Source organism: Catenulispora rubra (assembly GCF_015356825.1).
Taxonomy (GTDB): Bacteria; Actinomycetota; Actinomycetes; order Streptomycetales; family Catenulisporaceae; genus Catenulispora; species Catenulispora rubra.
Genome location: NZ_JAACYW010000207.1, coordinates 1 through 20,592, shown reverse-complemented (window position 1 = coordinate 20,592; position 20,592 = coordinate 1). Strand labels below are relative to the sequence as shown.

Here is a 20,592-nt window from a genome sequence, read left to right as displayed (position 1 = left end):
GGAGATCTGTATAAGAGACAGCTCCCAAGCCCGGCGGCCTGCAACGGCTGCTGGCAGCCCAACCTGCAGACGTCCTGGAACTGGGTCCTGTCCGCGGTCCCGACCGCCCCCTTCCGCAACGTCCAGATGTACGACGTCGACGGTTTCAACAACACCGCAGCGAACGTCTCCGCACTCCACGCCGCCGGCATCAAGGCCGTCTGCTACCTGTCCGCGGGCACCTACGAGAACTGGCGCTCGGACGCCTCGCAGTTCCCGTCCGCCGTCCTGGGCAGCGGCAACGGCTGGCCCGGCGAAAAGTGGCTGGACGTCCGCGAGATCCAGAAGTCCGGCAGCGCGCTGCGCAAGATCATGGACGCCCGCCTGGACATGTGCCGGCAGAAGGGCTTCGACATGGTCGAGCTCGACAACGTCGACGGCTACGCCAACAGCACCGGCTTCTCCGTGACCGCCGCCGACCAGCTCTACTTCAACGCCACCCTGGCCAACGACTCCCACGCCCGCGGCCTGAGCGTCCTGCAGAAGAACGACAATGCGCAGATCCCACAACTGCTCCCGTACTTCGACGGCGCGCTGAACGAACAGTGCAACCAGTACAAGGAATGCACCACCGCGCAGAACGGCGACTACGGCTACGACCAGTACGTGGCCGCCGGCAAGCCGGTCTTCCAGGCCGAGTACAAGCTGGCGACGTCCTCGTTCTGTTCCAAGGACAACTCGAACAACTTCAACGGCGTGCGCTTCGACATCAACCTCGACGACAAGACCTTCCAGCCCTGCCGCTGATCCCGGCTGGCTACCAGCCCGACTACCAGCCTGACTGATAAAGAGGGAAGGCGAGCGCCGTCGGTGGGGACACGCTCGCCTTCCCTCACCTATGCCTGAATCACACCCTTATATCAGTAACCTCACGGTATGCTGCCCCTGATCGTGTCCAGCCTGGCCGTGATGCTGGCGTGGACGTTCGCCGCACGCCGCCTGGCGCGCTGGCACATCTCCGGCCCGCTGGCCATGGTGGCCGGCGGCGTCGTGGCCGGGCTGGCCGGCGGAACCGGCTTCGCCGAGCGTCTGGACACGCACATCGCCGAGCGCATCGTCGAACTCGTGCTCGCCGTGCTCCTGTTCGTCGACGCGACCGTGGTCCGCGACGGCTTCCTGGCCGGCGAGCGCGGCGCGGTACTGCGGTTGCTGTTCATCGCGCTGCCGGTGATGGTGGCCGCGGCGTTCGCCGTGGGGCTGCGACTGCTGCCGACGCCGTCGTGGGCAGTGGTGTTCGTCATCGCGTGCGTGGTGGCGCCGCTGGACTTCGCCACCGCCCCGCACCTGCTCAAGGACCGCAACCTGCCGCTGTGGGTACGGCACGTGCTGGCCGTGGAGAGCGGCTACAACGACGGCCTGTTCTCCCCCGCGTTCGCCTTCGGCATCCTGCTGATCGGCGAATCAGGGCACGGCGGGACCCCGGAAGGCGCGCTGCGGCAGGCGTTCCCGGCCGCGGCGTACGCGGTGCTGGTCGGCGTCGGGTTCGGCACGGTCACCGGCACCGTGCTGCGCCGCTCCGAGCGCGAGCGCTGGTCGAGCGGGGAGTCGGTGGGCATCGCGGCGCTGCTGCTGCCGATCGTCACGTACTCGATCGCGGTGTCGGTCGGCGGCAACGGCTTCGTGGCGGCGTTCCTGGCGGGCATCGCCTACAAGCGGGCCCGGATCGGGTTCCGAGGGCTCCAGGGCGAACAAGCGCCAATGCCGGAGTCGGAATTCGCCACTGTCGAGGCGCTGGGCACGGTCGCCTCGCTGATCGTGTGGTTCGTGTTCGGCGCGGTCGCGGTGTTGGTGTTCCAGGTCGGCGTTCCCGGGTCGGTGATCCTCTACAGCGTGCTGGTGCTGACCGTCGTGCGCATGGTCCCGGTGTATCTGGCGATGCTCGGCACCGGCGCGACGTTCGTGGACCGCACGCTCCTGGGCCTGGTCGGACCGCGCGGCACCACGTCGATCGTGTTCGGGCTGCTCGCCTACAACGCCACCCGCGACGAGGACGCCGGCCTGACGCTCGCCACGATGACGATCGTGCTGCTCGGGAGCCTGCTGCTGCATGGAGTGGCGGTGCCGTTGGCCGCGCAACGGCTCCGCGCCGGCGAGGGCGGGGCTGAAGCCGAAGCCGACGCCCCCGAATTCAGCTCGCCGGCCGGTGACGAACCAGCACCAGCGTAGGCACGGCGATCACGAGCACGGATCACGAGCACGAACCCCCAGTAGCCGACGAGGCGGCAGAAGAGCGGTGTCCGCCACGACGTCAAAAGTGCCGTCGGCCGCCGTCCGCGACGCGTGAGAGGTTCGATCGGTCGTCTGCCTGACCGAGGAGAGCACGTGCGTGACAATGACCGCGACCTGTGGTGCAAGGCGGTGCAAGGCGACGCGACGCCGTTGCTGGAGAACCTGCCCGAAGGTGCGGTGGCCGGCGTCGCGCGGCCCCTGAACAGCGTCTTCGTGGTGGAATCCGGTCCCGACGGCCGACAGACCGGAACCGTGGCGCTGGCCGGCCCGACGGACCGGCCGGTGTTCGGCGTCCAGGACATCCCGAGCTCGTTCCACGTCAAGCACATCGACCACGACGACAGGCACTGGATCCTGCACGCCGCCGACGGCCGCACGCTCAGCGCCACCCCCGGCCAGTTCACCAACCAGCCGCCGATCCTCAACGAGGAGCACAACCCCTGCTACCAGGCACATCTGGAGCAGTCGTGGGACGCGATCGCGCGCATGTACGCGACCGACGCGCCCGACCGCCCGGTCCCCGAGATCAGCGACGAGGTGCTCGGCGGCTTCGAGTTCGATGAGGATCTGTACGAATACTCAGCGACTTTTGAGCCACCCGCGGACCAGGTCTACGTCCGCTTCGGCGCGGCGGAGCCCGAACGCATCAAGGCCCTGCTCCCCTCGGTGCGCGCGCTGCTGGACGACTTCGAGCGGATCCGGCAGGCCGGGCTTCGATACCTGTGGGACCGCTGGCTTCGATATCTGTGGGACCGCGGCCGGGATGATCAGACCTCGGAGCAGGCCGAAGCTGAGTTCTTCAGGGAGGCCATCGCTTTCCGGCTGGAGTTCTACTACTCCGGCGACTTCATGCTGAACTACAGCGACGGAGGAGCCGGATACTTCACCGACGGATACTGGATGGCCGTCCACTTCCGCGCCGAGGACGCGACGCCGGTGATGCTCTCCATGGAGGGCTGAACGGCGATACGGTCGGGGCATGTCGCAGATCTTGATGCTTGCCGGAGACGTCAATCTGCAGGGGCGAGCGGATCCCGCCACCGCGTTCACACATGTGCTGGATCTGCTGACGGCTGCCGACGTGCGATTCGTCAACCTCGAAGGAGCACTGTGCGGAGCCGGCGATGATCCGCGGGCCCCGGACATCGCCCACAAACCGAACTGGCGGCACTCCGAACCGGACATGGTCACGGGACTGAGCGCGGCCGGCATCGACGCGGTCAGCGTGGCCAACAACGTGACGTTCCCGCCCTCGGCGATGCTGAGGAGCCTGGACACCCTCGATGCCGCAGGCATCGCGCACTGCGGCGGCGGCACCGATCTGGATGAGGCGCACCGTCCGGTCGTCCTGGAACGCGACGGCACCCGGTTCGGGCTCCTGGCGTACACCTCGATCTGCTGGCCCTTCGGAATGGCCGCCGGGCAGCGGACAGCGGGAGTCGCGACCCTGCGCGCCTCCACGTCCTACGTGCCCGACCTGCGGTCGGCGGAGGTACCCGGACGACCGCCGCGCGTCCTGACCGAGCCGTATCCGCACGAGCTGGCCGCCATGATCCGGGACGTCGAAGAACTGCGGGCCCGATGCGACGTCCTGGTGCTCTCCTGCCACTGGGGCGTGGCGGGCGACGACGTGTGCGACTACCAGAAGGCGATCGGCCGGGCCGCCGTCGACGCCGGAGCGGACCTGGTCATGGGCCACGGACCGCACAGCCTTCAGGGCATTGAGGTGTACCACGGCCGACCGATCTTCTACAGCCTCGGGAACTTCGTCTTCGACTGGCCGGTCATGGCAGGACGCCACCTCGACGGCCTGGTCCTGCACTGCCGGGTCGACGAGCGCCGCCTGCGCGGCGTCGAGGTTCATCCAGTGCGGCGCGGCCCCGACAACGACGTCCGACCGCTCGTCGGCGACGAGGCTCGCAGCGTGCTCGACCGGGTCGCCGCGCTGTCGGCACGATTCGGCTCGGCGCCGTTCGACCCGGCAACGTTCGACCCAGCGCCGTTCGACCCAGCGACGTTCGACCGGGCAGCGACCACCGCCGAAATCCCCGTGACGCTCCCCCAAGCCGTCTACTCGCCCTCCTGACTCCCCCGCGAAGCGCTCTCGACCAGCACGTCCCCGGCCGGCGTCCGGTAGTACAGCACCGACCTGCCGGAGCGGCGGCGGCGCACCAGGTCGGCGTCCAGCAAGACCTTGAGGTGTCGGCCGACCGAGCCGAGGGTCTGGCCGGTCAGTGTGACCAGGTGCGTGGTGCTCTTCGGCGAGGCCAGGAGCAGCAGGATCGTCGCGCGGTTCGGGCCGAGCAGGCGGGCCAGCGGCTGGGGCGCGGCGGTCATGCCGACGTCCGCCATCGCGCCGGTGCAGGGATAGATGATCGCGTACTGCGGCTGGTCGTCCCACGCCACCCAGCCGCGCCCGGGCGTCACCGGGGCGAAGTACAGGCGCGCGCCGGAGACCTGGCGGGGCGGGAAGTTGTGCAGGTTGATCTGCAGGGTCCCGTCGCCGAGCCACCGCATGCCGGGACGCATCGCGCTCAGCGCCGCGGCCCAGCCGGCCTGGCTGAGTTGGGCGGTGCGGGAGACGATGTCGGCCTCCATCAGCCGGCGACGGCGCTCCCACGTGGGCTCCACGGTCTGCGTCCAGATCCACACCAGGATGTCCACGAGGCGCGGCGCGAGATCGGTACGGTCCAGGAGGTCCGGCAGCGGACCGCCGTAGGAGACCGTCAGGTTCGCCAAGGCCAGCTCCGGTGACGTCGCCCGGACCCGCCGCAGTTCCTCCTCGAAGCTCTGGTCGCCGGTCGGCACCGGGGACAGCAGGTCGGCGATCCAGTGCGAGCGCGAGCCCAGGGCCGCCTCCAGCAGCGGGCCGGTCAGCGGGTCGGGGGCGACCATCGTGCGGAAGGCGGCGTGGTGCTCGTCGAACCAGGCCTTCTCCGCCGGGTTCGCCGTCGTCCGGCGGTAGAGCGTCTGCAGGCAGGCGAGCGTCTCCGCCAGCGGCGAGACCACGAACCGGCCGCTGGCGAGGGTGTCGGTGTCGACCAGCCACAGCGTCATGGTTTCGCCTCCTGGCGAAACTGTACCGGGCGGCGCGCGCCCGCTCGCACACTGACGACCATGCGAACGTACCGGCAGCTCTTCGCCTCCCCCGAATTCCAGCCTCTGTTCCTCACCAGCCTGGCCCAAGTCGCCGCGCAGACCGTCAGCGGCCTGGCGCTGGGCACCCTCATCTACGCGGCGACCGGATCCCCGCTGCTGTCGGCCCTGAGCATGTTCGGACCCAGCCTCGCGCAGGTGGTCGGCGCGACGGCGCTGATGTCGGCCGCCGACCTGATCCCGCCGCGCGCCGCGCTGTCCGGGCTGGCGCTCGCGTTCGCGATCGCCACGGCGGCGCAGGCGATCCCCGGGCTGCCGGTCGCGGCCTCGTTCGGGATCCTGTTCGTGATCGGCGTGCTGGCCTCGGTCGGCGGCGGCGTGCGATACGGCCTGCTCAACGAGATCCTGCCGAAGGACGGGTACCTGCTCGGCCGCTCGGTGCTGAACATGGCGGTCGGGACCATGCAGATCTGTGGCTACGGCCTCGGCGGCGTGCTCCTGACGGCGTTGTCGCCGCGCGTGACGCTGCTGGTCGGCGCAGGGCTCTACTTCGCTGCCGCCGCCGTCGCACGCCTCGGGCTCAGCGCCCGACCGCAGCGCGCCTCGGGGCGGCCGTCGATCGCTCAGACGTGGCGCAACAACGCGGCGCTGTGGTCCTCCGTGCCGCGGCGGTACGTATTCCTCGCGCTGTGGGTGCCGAACGGGCTGATCGTGGGCTGCGAATCGCTGTTCGTGTCCCTGTCGCCGCGGCACGCCGGAATCCTGTTCGCCAGCGCCGCGTTCGGCATGCTGCTCGGGGACACCATGACCGGACGCTTCCTGCCCGCGCGCTGGCGTCGCGTGCTCGGCGCGCCGCTGCGGCTGCTGCTCGCCGTGCCGTACCTGGTGTTCGCGCTGCACCCGACGCTACCGGTCGCGGCCGTGGCGGTCATGCTGGCCTCGATCGGATACGCCGCGAGCCTGCTGCTCCAGGAACGCCTCATGGCCCTGACACCGACCGGCCTGAGCGGCCAGGCGCTGGGGCTGCAGTCGTCGGGGATGCTGACCATGCAGGGCGTCGGGGCCGTGGCCGCCGGGGTGCTGGCGCAGTGGTTCACGCCGAGCACGGCGATGACGGTGATGGCCGCGCTGTCGGTGGTGGTGACGCTGAGTCTGGCCCGCGGGCTGCGGGACGAGCGTGAGCCCGAGCCCACACCCGAACCCACGCCCGAGGCTTCGCCCCTGCCCGCGCTCACCCCCGCGTGGTAAGCATCAACGTGCAGGGCTCCCTATCTCCGAATCCTGCCGAAGAGCCTCGCCCGCAGCCGATCCAGCAGGATCGCGGCACCGAGTACCGCCCCCTGCACGACGGTCTGGTAGTAGGTGTTCACGTGCAGGGCGAGCAGACCGTTGGCGATGAGCTCCAGAAGGATCGCGCCGGCCGCGATGCCGACCATGCGCCCCTCCCCGCCGAACAGCGACACCCCCCCGACCACGGCGGCGGCGATCGCGGTCAGCTCCCAGCCGCTGCCGACCGAGGGGTCGGCCACGTTCATCCGGCCGATCACCAGCACGCCGACGACACCGGCGAGGACCGCGCTGGAGACGTACGCGGTGGTGACGCGCCGCGCGATGGGGATGCCGGCCAGCCGGGCCGCCTCCTTGTTCCCCCCGACCGCGTAGATCTGCCGCCCCACATATGTGCGCTCCAGCGCAAACCAGGCGATCGCGGCCGCGCCGAGGAAGAACAGCGCGGGCACCGGCACCCGGCCGATGTAGTACTGGCTCAGGTTGCTGAACAGCGGATCGATCCCGTTGATCGGCGTGCCGGTGGTGATCGCCAGCGCCAAGCCCTGCGCGATGGTGTACGTGACCAGGGTGATCACGAACGGCGGCACGTTCAGCCGGGTCACCATGGTCCCGTGCCAGACCCCGACCCCGGCGCAGATCAGCAGCGTCAGCAGGATCGCCAGGGGCGCCGGCATGCCCTGGTTCACGTTGAACCAGGCGGTCAGGATGCCCGCGAGCCCGGCCAGCGCGCCGACCGACAGGTCGATCCCGCCGGTCAGGATGACCACGGACTCCCCCACCGCCAGGATCCCGACCTGCGCCAGGTCGCGGCCCATCACCTGCAGGTTGCCGACCGAGGTGTAGGTCGGGGCGTTCGCCGCGATGATCGCGAACACCAGCACGCAGGCCACGATGACGCCGGCCTCGGGCGATTCGGCGAGCTTGCGCAGCAGCCGCGTGACGGCCGGCTGGCCGCGCGGCGGCGCCTGTTCGGGGGTCAGGGTGCTCTGTGCTGTCATGGTGCGTCTCCGTGTTCTGACACGTGTTCCGACACGTCTGCTTGCGCGTCTTGCGAGCCGACTGCTGAACCGACTACTGAACCGGCTGCCGAACCCTCTTCCGACAGGTCCTGCGACACGCTCTCCGGCACGGCTTCGGGCACGCCTTCCGGCGCGTCGTCGGGCTCGTCCTCCGCCGTCGGCACGACCGGGGCGGTGCCGGCCGCGGCCGTCATGATCCGTTCCTTGGTGCCCTCGGCGCGGTCGATCACGGTCGCCAGCCGGCCGTGGTTCAGCACCGCGATCCGGTGGCAGATCCACAGCAGCTCCTCCAGCTCGGAGGAGGCGACCAGCACCGCCATCCCGCGCTCGGCGGCCCGGTCGATGAGCTCGTAGATCTCGGCCTTGGCCCCGACGTCGACCCCGCGCGTGGGCTCGTCGAGCAGCAGCAGCCGCGGTTCGGTGGCGAAGGCCCGGCCGAAGATCGCACGCTGCTGGTTGCCCCCGGACAGCGCGCCGATCGGCTGGTCGACCGAGCGCATGCGTACATTGACGCTCGCCGTGATCCGCTCGGCCTCGGCCCGCTCGCGGCGCGGACCGAGCAGGCCGCGGGTGCTGATGCGGCGCAGGATCGGGACCGTGACGTTGGCCCGGATCGGGGCGAACACCACCAGGGACTGCTCCTTGCGGTCCTCGGGGATCATCGCGATGCCCGCGGCCGTGCCGTCGCCGGGGCCGTGCGGGGCGTAGGGGGAGCCGGCGATCGTCATCTTCCCGCCGGTGGCCGGTTGCGCCCCGGCCACGGTGTGGATCAGGCGGCTGCGACCGGAGCCCATGAGCCCGGCCACCCCGACGATCTCCCCGGCGCGCAGGTCCAGATCGACCGGGCCCAGGCCGTCGGCCGTCAGACCGCGCAAGGACAACAGCACCGGGGCGTCGGTCGGCTGCTCCTTCGGCCGCGAGTGTGTCACCTCGCCGCCGACCATCTCCCGGATCAGGCGCTCCTCGCTCGCCTCGCCGGGTGTCAGGTCGGCGACCAGCCGGCCGTTGCGCAGCACCAGGACCCGGTCGCTGACCTCGCGGACCTCGTCGAGCCGGTGCCCGATGAACAGGACGGTGCCGCCCCGCGCGGCCAGCTCGCGCGCCAGCCGCAGCACCTGGGCGCCTTCGACCGGTCCGAGGGAGGAGGTCGGCTCGTCCAGGATGAGCAGCTTCGGGCGGCGGCCCCAGGCCTTGGCGATCTCGATCATCTGGCGCGTCGGCACGGGTAGCGTCCGCACCTGGCGGCCGACCTGGACCGCGGTGGCGGACAGGCCGATCTCGGCGAGCATCTCGACCGCCTCGCGGCGCAGCGCCGAGCGATCGAGCAGGACGCGCCGCCGGGAACCGCGCGGACGCCGTCCCAGCAGCAGGTTCTCGGCCACCGACAGCTGCCCGACCAGCGGGAACTCCTGGGAGACCATGGCGATGCCGAGCGCGGCGGCGGCCTCGGTCGAGCCCGGGACCAGAGCCGTGCCGCCGATCTCGATCTCGCCGCCGTCCCGGCGCACCGAGCCGGACAGCGTGCCCATCAGCGTGGACTTGCCGGCGCCGTTCTCCCCGACGACGCCGACCACCTGGCCGGCGTAGAGATCCAGCTCGGGCAGGTCCAGCACCCGCACCGGGCCGTAGGACTTGTGGACCCCCCGCAGCCGCGCGGTGACCGCGCGGCCCGGGGCGTCGTCGGACGCTGCCATCGTCAGCTGATCCCCAGCTGCGTCTCGAGCGCCTGGTACGCGGACAGGTCCGCGGAGGTCACCAGGCCCACGCCGGAGCTGAGGGTGGAGCCGTCGGACTCCAGGTAGGGCTTGACGATCGCCATCGTGGCGTCCTTGCCGAGGACCTTCTCCGCGGCCAGGATGTAGGCGCCGGTGTAGCCCTGCTGGTAGGGCATCTGCACCACGGTGCCGGAGATGACGCCGGACTTGATGAAGCCCAGGGTCTGGGCGTCGGAGTCGTCGGAGACGATGTGGACGCTGCTGGACTTGCCGGCCGACTGCACCGCCTGGGCCAGCGCCGGGCCGTCGTAGGAGTAGACCCCGTACAGGCCGTTCACGTCCGGGTTGTTGGCCAGGATGGTCTCGGCGTCGGAGGTCGCGGTGGCCGCCGACAGGTTGTCGTTGACCTTCTGCACGACCGTGATGCTCGAACCCTTCAGCGCGTCCTCGAAGCCCTGGATGCGCTGCGTGGCGTTGGCCGCGGTCAGCGAGCCGACCAGCACCGCGACCTTGCCCTTGCCGCCCAGGACCTGCTTCATCGCCTCCCCGGCCTGCTGCCCGGCGGTGTAGTTCGGGGTGCCGAGGTAGAGCGAGGCGGCGTCGGTGCCCGGCAGCGGGGAGTCGATCGCCAGCACGCTGACGCCGTGCTGGACGTCGGTGTGGATGGTGCCGGCCGCCGAGGTCGGGTCGATCGCGGAGATCGCGTAGCCGGTGACGCCCTGCGAGCGCAGGGTCTCCATCTCCGAGTTCTGCTCGGTGAGCTTGCCGTTCGGCGGCGCGTAGTAGGTGCACTTCGAGCCGGACAGGCCCAGGTCCGAGCAGCCCTTCTGGAAGCCGACCTGGCCGGCCTTCCAGTAGTCGGCGGCGACGTTGACCACCATCGCGATGTTCACCCCGGACAGGTCCTTGCCGGCCAGCGCGGTCTTCAGCGCGGCGTCGAGCTTGGCGAGGTTGTCCTGGTTGAAGGTGACCGAGCCGGCCAGCGCGGCCGGGGGCGCGGAGGTGGAGCCGCCGGAACCGGTGGAGCCGGTGCTTGCCGGGGAGGATCCCGACGCGTTCTTCGAGCAGGCCGCGGCCGTGGCCACGAGCAGCGCGGCCGCGCAGGCGGCGGTGATGCGGTTTGTCCTGGTGCCCATCCTCGTTCAGATCCTTTCCGGAGTCCTGCTGAGTGTGTTTGGCGGTGCGTTTTTGGCGGTGCGTGTTGACCCGGTGCGTGTTAGCGGTAACATTTCGCGCCGGCCAGCGGCGTGGTGTGCGTGGTGCGGTGGTGTGCGTGGTGCGATGGAGAGCGGGTCAGGGTGCGGCGGGACGTGCGGTGGACGCACGCACCACCAGGCTCGGGTCGATGGCGGCCACCGGCTCCCCGGCCCGCCGGCCGCCGCCGATCGAGCGGATCAGGGCGACCAGCGCGCGCCGCCCCAGCTCGTCGAAGTCCTGGCGCACGGTGGTCAGCGCCGGACCGAAGAACTCGGCGTCCGGGATGTCGTCGAACCCGACGATGCTGACCTGCTCCGGAACCCGCCGCCCGGCCGCCTGCAGGGCCCTGATGAGCCCCAGCGCCAGGTGGTCGTTGGCGCAGAACACGGCGGTCACGCCGGCGTCCCCGACGATCTGGCGCCCGAGTTCGTACCCGGTTCGCGCGGACCAGTCGCCGCCCTTGAACGGCTCCGGGACCGCTACGCCCCGGGCCGTCAGCGCCCGCCGCCAGCCGACCTCGCGCTCCTGGGCGTCCAGCCAGGTGCGCGGACCGGCCAGGTGGTGCACGGTGCGGTGGCCGAGGTCGAGCAGGTAGGAGGTGGCGCGCTCGGCCCCGGACTCGTTGTCGACCGCGACCGCGCTCAACGCCGCGTGCACCCCGCACCCGACGGCGACCAGCGGCACGTCGAAAGGCATGTTCGCGAGCGCGCTGACCGCGGTGGTCTGCGGCGCGATCACGACGATGCCCTCGACCGCCTGATCACGCAGCCGCTCCACGGCCTCGAACACCGACCGCCGGTCCATGGCGGCCAACGCGGCGACGGTGACGAAGTAGTCGTGCTGCTTGGCCGCCTGCTCGATGCCGTAGAGCATGGACGCCGGCCCGTAGAGCGTGGTGTTGAAGCTGATCACGCCAAGGGTCCGGGTCCGCCGCGTGACCAGGGTTCGAGCAGCGGCGTTGGGCCGGTATCCCAGCTCCCTGATGGCCTCCATCACGCGGTCGCGGGTGGCGGGCCGGACGTTCGGGCGGTCGTTCAGGACGCGGGACACAGTCTGCTGCGACACCCCCGCCACCCGCGCGACGTCGGCCATGACCGGGGCGCGGTCGCCGACGAGGTTCTGCATGACGCTTCACACCTCTCGGGAGCGGTGGGTGGTGAGCGGTTCGGGTGAGCGGTTCGGGGTGAGCGGGCACTGGCGGAGACCGGCGGCAAGACAGAGCTCTGCCGCTTCGAGCGGTTGCGCGTTGCTGTGCGTTGCTGTGCGTTGACGATTGTTAGCGCAAACATCCGGAGCGTCAAGAGTCGGCAACCTGTTTGCAACCCGGGGGTAATCGCATACCGGTCGGCCCCGAGGACCCCTCCTCTGAAAATCCGCGCATTCGCCGCTAGGGTCCTGACCCAGGTCAAGCCAGAGTGAGCAAGGGGTAGTCAGCCATGTCAGGTCGTTCGCACATGCTTCCGATGATCGGCGCCGTGTGCGTCGCGCTGCTCGTCGCCGGGTGCTCTAGTTCAGGCACCGTCGGCGGCAGCGGATCATCGAACAGCAGCGTCGGAAGTCTCACCGGCGGGGCTTCGGGCGGGAGCGACGCCGGCTGCACCGAGGCGCTGCAGGCGATCCAGAACGCGGAGAAGGTCGCGAACAACACCGACGACGTACAGGGGGCTGTGAAGGTCGCCACCGCCTCGATCGGCCAGCTGCGGGACGCCGCGAACATCACGCAGAAGCCCGGCGGGAAGGACGCGATGAACAAGGTCGCCGACGACGTGCAAGCCGTGGTCACCGGGGTGGAGAACGGGCAGAAGCCGTCCGCTCGGCAGGCGCTGACCGACGCCCAGGTGGTCGTCGGCCTCTGCGGGTCATAGCAGGCGGGGCGGCTCGCGGCTGGCGGTGACACAGAACCGAGCCGGTGCGGGGCTGGTTGTCGGGGCTGGTTGTCGGAAGCTGGTTGTCGGAGCTGGTCTCAGTGCCGGTGGTGCATCACTCCGCCATATGCCGCCGCCGCAACTCCCCACACAGGCCCACCAGAGCCCGAGCCCGCGCGAACTCCGTCGGCGTGAAGTCCAGCGCCTCCCGCGTCACCAGCAGTGCGCCGCCGCCCGGGTCGGCCAGCGTGATCAGCGTCCCGACGCACGACGCCTCCGGCACCTCGCGCGGGTCCCACGTCACCGCGCACTGCCCGAACAGATCGTGCAGTGCCACCGGCAGCCCCGCGTCGCCGGCCGCCAGCCGGGCCGCGAGCGTCAGCACGCGCGCCGGGGCGTCCGTGAGGTCGTCGCGTGCGGCCCGGTCGACCAGCGAGACCTCCGCGCCGCCGGCTGCGACCGCGCCGGCGAGCGTCGCGGCGTCGACGGTCGGCGGCACGTCGACCAGGAACTCGTCCAGCACACCCTCCCCCAGCGGATGCACCTGCAGCCCCACGATGTTCGCGCCGACCGCCGCCAGCCGCTCGCACACCGCCGCCAGGCTCCCCGGCCGGTCGCGGACCGCGGCCCTGATGCGCCACAGGTTCAGGTCGTCGTGCCACTCGGCGAGCGCCTCGTCGAGGGTGTCGGCGCCGCGTACCGAGACGAACGGCGTGTGCGCGCGTAACCGCCCCGGCCCGTGCGCCCGCCACCACCACTGCAACACCAGCGCCGCCAGCAGTGCCGCGCCGAGGGCGATCAGCAGCACCCAGCCGTAGTGCCTGCGGCCCAGCACCTCCGTGAACAGCCCCGCGGTGCCGACAGCGAGGAAGAGCACTGCGAGCTCGATGATCTCCCGGCGCCAGCTCCACTCCGGACGGCGACGGGTACGGCCGGGTTCGCGGCGAGAAATCCTCATGCCTCGACTGTGCCCGGACCCTGTTGCAAGATCAGGTCCGGCTCGTCACAGGCGCGTGAATCTTGTGAGCAGCGCCCGGAAACGAGACGCTGCGCGATGTGCGGAGCGTCACGCGGCCGTCGAACGGCCCAGGAAAGTCAGCTCGCCGGGATCGGGGACGGAGATCTCGTGGAACCCGATGCGGTCGTAGAACGCCCGCGCGCCGGTGTTCGCCGAGGACATCACCAGGTGCACGCGCTCCACGCCAGCCTTGTCGAGCGCCGCGAACAGCGTGGTGAGCAGCGTCCTGCCATACCCGTGCCCCTGATACCCGGGCAGCAGATCAATGTGCAGATGTGCCGGGTAGTCGGCGAGCGCCGGATTCACCATGAGCTCGGGGTGGTGCAGGAACTCGGTCATCACCGCATCAGGCGTCCCCGGCTCCCCGCCCGGCAGTGGATGCTGTGCGGCGACCGTCGGCAGCCACTTGTCCTGGAAGTCCCGTGCGAACCGCGCGGTGTCGCTGGTGCCCAGCACGTACCCGACCGCTTGTCCGCCGTCGTCGAGCACAAAGGCGAGATCCGGCTCAAGCGTGGCATAGGGCCCGGCGAAGATGTCCGGCAGCAGCGTCTGGTCGCGATAGACGCCACGCGCGTCGCCGCCGGCAGCACCGGTCCGCATGCAGATGTCGTAGAGCGCGTCCCGATCCTCGGGCCTATATGAACGAATTGCAGGTGAAGGCACGACCTCACGGTAGCGCGCCGCACCGACACTACGAACAAGCCCCCCGCGTAGCCTGCTCCGCGACCAACCCCGAAACCCGCACCTTGCACAGATGCGACTCGTCCAGCACCTTGTGCCGATGCGACCAGGGCTGCCGCATGTCCGGCGTATAGAGATGCGGCGCCACGCCATACCGCTTCGCGTGATACAGCGCTATATCCGCGCACCGCAGCACATCAGAGAACGCGTCCCCGGCCTCGGGCACCGCGATCCCCGCCGACGCGCTCGGCACCAGCGTGACCGACCGGCTCTCGTCGAGTTTCAGATACTGCGGCACACTCAGCGCCCCGACGATCGTCCGCACGTCCCGCACCACAGCCGCCGCCTCCGTGAACGGCAGCAACAACACGAACTCGTCCCCGCCGAGCCGGAAAGCGCGCGCCCCGACGTCCCGGCACGCCGCCGCCAGCCGCTCCCCCACCGTCACCAGGTGCGCGTCGCCGACCTGGTGGCCCCAGGTGTCGTTCACCGTCTTGAAGTCGTCCAGATCCAGCAGCGCCGCCGCGTGCGGCCGTCCGGCCTGCGCGGCGTGCTGGTAGTGCTGACGTGCCGCGGTCCGGTTGGGCAGCCCGGTGAGCGCGTCGTGGTGCGCGAGCCAGCGGGCGTGGGCGGCCTCGCCGGCCGCGCGTCTGAGCCGGCGGCGCATGGCGGCCAGGCCCGCGAGGAAGCCGGACGCCCCCGCGGACGGGGCCGTCAGCAACGCCACAAGTGCGGAGTCCACCGGGGTTCCCAGGCCTTCAGTCCGTGCGGCGGTGCGGCGCCACAGTCCGGCCGTCGGGCAGCAGCTCGCCGGTGTCGTCGAACTGGACGACGCCGTTGCACAGCAGCCCCCACCCCTGTTCGGGGTGGCTGGCGACCAAGTGAGCAGCCTCACGGTCCGGAGCTTCGAAAGTCGGGCACGGCGGGGTGTGGTCGCACGTGCGTTGGGTAGGAAGGACAGTACTTCGACTTCCTGTGTCGGCGTCCTTCGTGGCGATCATGTTGGCCTCCTGCGTGGCCGGCCTTTCCGCACCGGGTGTGTGTAGCGATTACGGGTGGGAAGCGATACACGCCTCCACCCATGAGGTTCTCCCTCGCCCCGGTAGAGATCAATAAGTATCCAATTTTGCAGGGGTACGTAATTTATTCAACCCCTGCGCCGTCCGCGTTCCCTAAGAACCTCCCGGACGTCTCCCCTGGTGGTCCCCAGTTTCCGCAGCATCCGGGCCACGTGCTGCTCCACGGTGCGCGGGGACAGGAACAGCGCCTCGGCGATGTCGTGGTTGGTCGCGCCGCGGGCCACGAGCTCGGCGACCTGGCGTTCGCGCGGGCTCAGCTCGTCGCCGTAGCCGCGCCGGCCGCGCCCCGGCGGCCGGGCCAGGCCCAGGTCGTGCAGGGTGTGACGGCAGCGCGCGGCGTCGTAGGCGGCGCCGAGGTGCTCGTATTCGGCCAGCGCCTCGGTCAGCCGGGCGGTGGCCGCCTCGCCGTCGCGGGCCGCGCTCAGGACGGTGCCGAGTTGCTCGGACGTGCGGGCGATCTCGTAGGGACGTCCGATGTCGGACCATAGGCGCCGTGCGGTTTCGAAGTCCCGGATCGCGCCGGCAGGATCGGTCGCTCCCAACAGCAGGCCGCGCGCCGCGTGGAACTCGGCCGTCGCGGCCGGCGCGTCCCGTCCCCGCAGCCCCGCCTCGACGTCGGCGACCAGCCGTTCGGCGGCCTCGCGACGCCCGGAGGCCAGGGCCGCCTCGACGGCGACCGGTACCAGCCCGACGCCCCGGGCCCACGCCTCGGCCCAGCGCAGCGTCATCACGGCCGGTTCGGCGACCGCCCACGCGTCGTGCCCGGCGGCCGCGACGGCCGCGCTGGTGGAGCGGGTCGTCCCGCTGACGACGACGGCCGAGAGCCGCACGGCGACCAGCCCCGCGGCGGCCCGCAGCGCTCCGGTGACCTGCGACTCCACGTCCCCATACGCGGCGGCGGCGGTGAACAGCTCGGCGGCCCGGCTGCGCAGCCCGCGCGCGGCGGCGACCCGGCCGACCACGAGCGCTTCGTCCATCCTGGCCATGGCGATGTCGGGATACTCGGCGCACAGCGCGGTGAAGCGGTTCTCGATGTCGGCCCAGTCCCCGGCCAGGGCGTCGAGCCGGAGCAGCGCGATGCGGCTGTAGGACTCCATGTAGGGATAGCTGACTCGCCGCGCGAGGTCGCGGCTCTCGTTCAGCATCCGGGCCGCGCGCCGGTCGTGGCCGAGTTCGATCGCAATCTCGCCGGTGTTGTAGAGCGCGCGGACGGTCTGCCGCATCTCCTCGTCGTCGTCGCTGGCGCGCGGCAGCTCGTCGGTGAGCGCCCAGACGCCCGGATCGCCTTGCCTGGCGAGCAGTGTCAGGCGCGTGGCCTGGACCGCGGCGTGCACGGCCGGACCGGGGCTGAGCGCGGCCTGCGCCTCGGCCCGCTCGACCCACGCCCACGCCTGGTCGGCGCCGCCGTCGCGCTCGTTCATCGCCAGCGCGATCATCGCCCGGGCCGCGCGGTCCGGGCGTTCGGCCAGCTCCTCGGCGGCGCGCGCCACCTCCTGGAACCCGGCCCGGTCGCCGGCGTGGCTGACCATGAGCAGCCCCAACGACAGCCGGACCTCGCCGCGCGCCGCGGCCGGCAGCCGGGGGTCGGCCAGGATCCGGCGCAGGGCTCGGGCGTCGGTGACGTAGTCGACGCCGTTGACCGCGATCCCGGCGAGCGCCAGCGCGGCGTGCGAGCGGCGGTCGCCGGAAATTCCGGGCTGCTCCAGGATCCGGTGCAGCAGCGCGGCGGCGGTGCCGGAGTCGCCGAGTGAGACCGCCTGGTCGGCTGCCGCTTCTGCGCGGTCCAGCCAGGCCGTCGGGTCGCCGAGCTGCATGCTGTGGTGCGCGATCTGGACCAGCGGCGGCGGGGTCAGGGTTTCCAGGACGGCGATGGCGCGGCGGTGCAGGCGGCTGCGCAGCGGGCCGGGCATCTGCTCGTAGGCGACGCGCTGGGCCAGCATGTGCCGGAAGTAGTAGCGGTCGGTCTCGGTCTCCTGCAAGACGGCGACGCGCAGCGCCTCGGTCAGGCCGCGCGCGGCCTGGTCCGGTTCCAGGTCGGCGACCTGGGCCAGCAGCTGCTCGGCGGCCGGGACGTCCAGGACGGCGGCGGCTTCGACGACGGTCCGCGCCGGGTCGGACAAGGCGCTGAGGCGTTCGGTGAACGCCTCGCGCAGGCCGCGGGGCACCTCGGCGTGCGTCAGGTCGTCGATCAGGTCGCCGCCGGGGCCGGGACCCGTGCCGGGGCCGCGCTCGGTCAGCGTGATCAGGTCTTCCTCGGCGGCCAGGGGCAGGCCCTCGCTGCGCTGGTACAGGACGCTGCCCAGCTCGGGGGTGGCGTGCTTGCCGAGCGCGTCGTGGGCCAGGGCCAGCACATCGGAGCCGGACAGCGGGTTGAGGTGGATCGCGGCGCCGCTGACCCCGGGCTGGCGCCGGTAGGAGGGCCCCAGGACCGACACGCCCGGCGGCAGGTCCTCGTTGCGGTACGTGAGGACCAGGCTGAGCTGTTCGGGCATGTCGCGGGTGAGCAGCAGGAGCAGTTCGCGGGTGACCTCGTCGATCCAGTGCGCGTCCTCGATGACCAGGACCGTCGGGCCCAGGCCCGCCAGGAACGAGCGCAGGCCGTTGACCAGCTGGTAGCGCTTGCCGTGGACGTCGGCGGCCGGTGGCGGCGGGGTCGGGAGCCGGTCGGCCAGATCGGGCAGGAGCGGCGCCAGCGCGCCGACGCTGGGCGGGAGGTCGGCGGTCGGGGGGAGCCAGTCGCCGGCCTTGCGCAGGGCGTCGATGACCGGGCCGTAGGGGTACGGCTCGCGCAGCGGGTGGCACAGCCCGGTCAGGACCCGGCCGCCGGCCGCGGCGACGGCTCCGGCGGCCTCGTGCACCAGGCGGGACTTGCCGATGCCGGCCTCGCCCTCGACCAGGACCACGGCCGGCGGGTGCCGGACGGCGGCCAGCAGCAGGCCGATCTCACGTTCGCGCCCGACGAAGGCGAAGCCCGCGCCCGACCACGCCACGGTCTCGGTGTGGTCCGGGGCGTGCCGGGAGGAAACCGCCACGTGATCACCCGTCCAGATTCCCTCCAAAGTAGATCACGCGGTGGTCTTTGGCCACGCGGGTTCCGCAGGGGCTCCCCAGGGGCTCCGCAGAGGTTCTCCAGAGGGTTCCTCAAGCCTCCGCAGTGCGCGTCTTGAGGTCTGCCTCGGTGATTTCCCGCAGGACGCGGCACGGCGTGCCGACCGCGACCGTCATCGCCGGAATGTCCCGGCTGACGACGCTGCCGGCCCCGATCACCGACCCGTAGCCGATGCGCACCCCGGGCAGCACCACGGCGTTGCTCCCGATCCAGACCTTGTCCTCGATCACGATCGGCTCCGAGAACCGGCCGAAGTCCGCCCGGCGCGCCGGGTGCACCGGATGGCCGGTGGTGGTCAGGGTCACGCTCGGCGCGATCATGACGCCGTCGCCGATCCGGATCTCGACGTCGTCGACGAACGTCAGGTTCACGTTGCCGAAGAAGTCGTCGCCGACGTGCACGTTGCTGCCGAACCCGGCGGCGAACGGCGGGAGCAGGACCGTGCGCGCGCCGACCGAGCCGAAGATCGCCTCCAGCAGGGCTCGACGTTTGTCCGGTTCGCTCGGTGGTGTGCGGTTGTACTCGAATATCTCATCCGTGCGGCGCTGCGAAGCCTGGAAGGCGGCTTCTGTCTCGGTATAGACGAGTCCCTTCGCGATCCGCGCCAGGACTAGTTCCTCATCATGCTGCGACACGGCAGAACACTCCGTTCTTTGCTCTGTATGGGCATCTACGGACCTGCGACAGAGGATTGACTCCTATTGGCAAGGCTCGCATATTCCCGGTGGGGGCTGTCGCTCCCGTTCATCCACCACCGGGAGGCAATATGTACGATCGTGTTCCCCCGTCCGTCGCGAGATTCCTGCGGCGCTCCGGCGTCCGCGTCGCGGCGCTCGGCGCGGCGTTCGCTCTGGTGCTGGCGTTCGGCGCGCCAGCGAGCGCCGCGACGGGCGGCGCTCGCGGCCGTGCGACCGGTAGTGCGACCGGCAGCGCGGCGGTGGCTCGCGGGGCCCGGCCGGCCCTCGCCCCGATCGTCCCGTTCGGGTGCGCCAAGGTCGTCAAGGGCCGGGCCCAATGCCTGGGACGGGGACGGCTCGCGCCGAACACCACCGGGAGCCCGACCAGCTCCGGGCTCAAGCCCTCGGACCTGATATCGGCGTACAAGCTGAGCGGCACCAGCGGGGCCGGGCGGACGGTGGCGATCGTCGACGCCTTCGACGACCCCAACGCCGCCTCGGACCTGGCCGCCTACCGCAGCGCGTACGGCCTGCCGGCCTGCACCGCGGCGAGCGGCTGCTTCCAGAAGGTGAACGGTAACGGGGCGGCCTCGCCGCTGCCGGCGGCGGACTACGGCTGGGCCGAGGAGGAGAGCCTGGACCTGGACATGGTCTCGGCGATCTGCCCGGACTGCCACATCCTGCTGGTGGAGGCGGCCGGCGCGGACACCACGTCGCTGACCACCGCCGAGGACACCGCCGCGGCGAACCCGGCCGTCGTGTCGATCTCCAACAGCTGGGGCGCGGCCGAGGACAGCTCGACGCTGGCCGCCGACTCGCACTTCAACCACTCCGGCAAGGCGATCACCGCCAGCTCCGGCGACGGCGGCTACGGCGTGCTGTGGCCCGCGGCCTCGCAGTACGTCACCGCGGTCGGCGGCACCAGCCTGAGCACCGCCTCGAACGCCCGCGGCTGGACCGAGACCGCCTGGTCCGGCGCCGGCAGCGGCTGCTCGACGCAGGAGCCGAAGCCGAGTTGGCAGAAGGACACCGGGTGCGCGCACCGGACGGTCGCGGACGTCTCCGCGGTCGCCGACCCCAACACCGGCGTGGCCGTCTACGACACCGCGAACAGCTGCGGCGGCGGAGCGTTCTGCGACCTGCTGCTCTCCCTGGGCCTGGCCACCGGCGCCGACGGCTGGGTGCAGGTCGGCGGCACCAGCGCGTCCTCGCCGATCATCGCCTCGGTCTACGCCCTGGCCGGCAACACCGCCACGGTCCAGTACGGCCACCAGCCGTACACGAACCCCGGGGCGCTGTTCGACGTGACCAGCGGCTCGAACGGGACGTGCACGCCGACGTACCTGTGCACCGCCGGGGCCGGTTACGACGGGCCGACGGGGCTGGGGACGCCGAACGGGACCGGCGCGTTCTAGAGCGTTGTAGGGCGTTCTAGCGCGCTCGCTGGGCGAAGGGCGGTGCCGGGTTCGGCACCGCCCTTCGCATGCTGCGGAGCGCGGGTCTTAGTGCGGGTGCGGGCGTTGGTGCTGGTGCGAGTCACTGGTGCTGCTGGTGCTGGTGCTGGGGCTGGGGCTGGGG

At 71.3% G+C, this 20,592-nt stretch carries 17 protein-coding genes and 1 pseudogene; 7 read left to right on the top strand and 11 right to left on the bottom strand.

Translation table 11 applies throughout. From position 1 onward, the window contains the following. The 4 genes from GWK61_RS38360 to GWK61_RS38345 form a co-directional block, all read left to right on the top strand. The coding region (locus GWK61_RS38360) for an endo alpha-1,4 polygalactosaminidase (protein ID WP_194916619.1) at nt 1-786 on the top strand (786 nt) is incomplete at its 5' end. 129 nt (nt 787-915) lie between these two features. Next, complete coding sequence (locus GWK61_RS38355; RefSeq protein WP_194916618.1) at nt 916-2,205, top strand: cation:proton antiporter domain-containing protein; 1,290 nt, start codon at nt 916-918, stop codon at nt 2,203-2,205. A gap of 156 nt (nt 2,206-2,361) precedes the next feature. Further along, entirely contained in the window at nt 2,362-3,228 is an 867-nt protein-coding gene (locus GWK61_RS38350) for a hypothetical protein (RefSeq protein WP_194916617.1), read from the top strand. A 19-nt stretch (nt 3,229-3,247) separates the two neighbouring features. Beyond that, on the top strand, nt 3,248-4,354 hold the full coding sequence (locus GWK61_RS38345) for a CapA family protein (RefSeq protein WP_194916616.1): 1,107 nt from the start codon (nt 3,248-3,250) through the stop codon (nt 4,352-4,354). Here the strand turns inward: GWK61_RS38345 and GWK61_RS38340 are convergent. Beyond that, a complete protein-coding gene (locus GWK61_RS38340; protein WP_194916615.1) occupies nt 4,339-5,325 on the bottom strand; it encodes an ArsR family transcriptional regulator in 987 nt (328 codons plus the stop codon). The genes GWK61_RS38345 and GWK61_RS38340 overlap by 16 nt on opposite strands. A gap of 60 nt (nt 5,326-5,385) precedes the next feature. Between GWK61_RS38340 and GWK61_RS38335 the strand changes: the two genes are divergently transcribed. After that, complete coding sequence (locus GWK61_RS38335; RefSeq protein WP_228563630.1) at nt 5,386-6,612, top strand: MFS transporter; 1,227 nt, start codon at nt 5,386-5,388, stop codon at nt 6,610-6,612. 20 nt (nt 6,613-6,632) lie between these two features. Here GWK61_RS38335 and GWK61_RS38330 read toward each other — a convergent pair whose 3' ends face one another. The 4 genes from GWK61_RS38330 to GWK61_RS38315 all read right to left on the bottom strand — a co-directional run bounded on the left by GWK61_RS38330 (nt 6,633) and on the right by GWK61_RS38315 (nt 11,710). After that, nucleotides 6,633-7,652 carry an ABC transporter permease gene (locus tag GWK61_RS38330; RefSeq protein ID WP_194916614.1) on the bottom strand — a complete coding sequence of 340 codons (1,020 nt, stop codon included), beginning with the start codon at nt 7,650-7,652 and terminating at the stop codon, nt 6,633-6,635. Continuing rightward, the gene (locus GWK61_RS38325) at nt 7,649-9,367 is read right to left on the bottom strand and encodes a sugar ABC transporter ATP-binding protein (protein WP_228563629.1); all 1,719 of its coding nucleotides are present in this window, start codon (nt 9,365-9,367) and stop codon (nt 7,649-7,651) included. Before GWK61_RS38325 ends, GWK61_RS38330 begins: the two co-directional genes overlap by 4 nt. A 2-nt stretch (nt 9,368-9,369) precedes the next feature. After that, complete coding sequence (locus GWK61_RS38320) at nt 9,370-10,524, bottom strand: substrate-binding domain-containing protein (protein ID WP_194916613.1); 1,155 nt, start codon at nt 10,522-10,524, stop codon at nt 9,370-9,372. Between the two features lie 157 nt (nt 10,525-10,681). Further along, nucleotides 10,682-11,710 (bottom strand): LacI family DNA-binding transcriptional regulator, encoded by a 1,029-nt coding sequence (locus tag GWK61_RS38315; protein WP_194916612.1) that lies wholly within the window; start codon nt 11,708-11,710, stop codon nt 10,682-10,684. A gap of 329 nt (nt 11,711-12,039) precedes the next feature. On the opposite strand from GWK61_RS38315, the gene GWK61_RS38310 reads away from it, so the two are divergent. Next, nucleotides 12,040-12,450, top strand: a complete 411-nt coding sequence (locus GWK61_RS38310; protein ID WP_194916611.1) for a hypothetical protein — start codon at nt 12,040-12,042, stop codon at nt 12,448-12,450. 115 nt (nt 12,451-12,565) lie between these two features. On the opposite strand, the gene GWK61_RS38305 is transcribed toward GWK61_RS38310, so the two are convergent. The 6 genes and pseudogenes from GWK61_RS38305 to GWK61_RS38285 all read right to left on the bottom strand — a co-directional run bounded on the left by GWK61_RS38305 (nt 12,566) and on the right by GWK61_RS38285 (nt 18,972). Beyond that, on the bottom strand, nt 12,566-13,408 hold the full coding sequence (locus GWK61_RS38305; RefSeq protein WP_194916610.1) for an ACT domain-containing protein: 843 nt from the start codon (nt 13,406-13,408) through the stop codon (nt 12,566-12,568). A 108-nt stretch (nt 13,409-13,516) separates the two neighbouring features. Beyond that, nucleotides 13,517-14,068: a GNAT family N-acetyltransferase gene (locus GWK61_RS38300; RefSeq protein WP_228563628.1), complete on the bottom strand. Its 552-nt coding sequence runs from the start codon at nt 14,066-14,068 to the stop codon at nt 13,517-13,519. A 91-nt stretch (nt 14,069-14,159) separates the two neighbouring features. Then, on the bottom strand, nt 14,160-14,891 hold the full coding sequence (locus GWK61_RS57365) for a GGDEF domain-containing protein (RefSeq protein WP_323747942.1): 732 nt from the start codon (nt 14,889-14,891) through the stop codon (nt 14,160-14,162). A 16-nt stretch (nt 14,892-14,907) separates the two neighbouring features. Continuing rightward, nucleotides 14,908-15,087: pseudogene (locus tag GWK61_RS38295) on the bottom strand (DUF5999 family protein); the annotation flags it as partial. Nucleotides 15,088-15,296: 209 nt separating this feature from the next. Next, complete coding sequence (locus GWK61_RS38290; RefSeq protein ID WP_194916607.1) at nt 15,297-18,260, bottom strand: helix-turn-helix transcriptional regulator; 2,964 nt, start codon at nt 18,258-18,260, stop codon at nt 15,297-15,299. Between the two features lie 109 nt (nt 18,261-18,369). Then, complete coding sequence (locus tag GWK61_RS38285; protein ID WP_194916606.1) at nt 18,370-18,972, bottom strand: sugar O-acetyltransferase; 603 nt, start codon at nt 18,970-18,972, stop codon at nt 18,370-18,372. Nucleotides 18,973-19,103: 131 nt separating this feature from the next. Between GWK61_RS38285 and GWK61_RS38280 the strand changes: the two genes are divergently transcribed. After that, nucleotides 19,104-20,429: a S53 family peptidase gene (locus GWK61_RS38280; RefSeq protein WP_194916605.1), complete on the top strand. Its 1,326-nt coding sequence runs from the start codon at nt 19,104-19,106 to the stop codon at nt 20,427-20,429. The last annotated feature ends 163 nt before the right edge of the window (nt 20,430-20,592 follow it).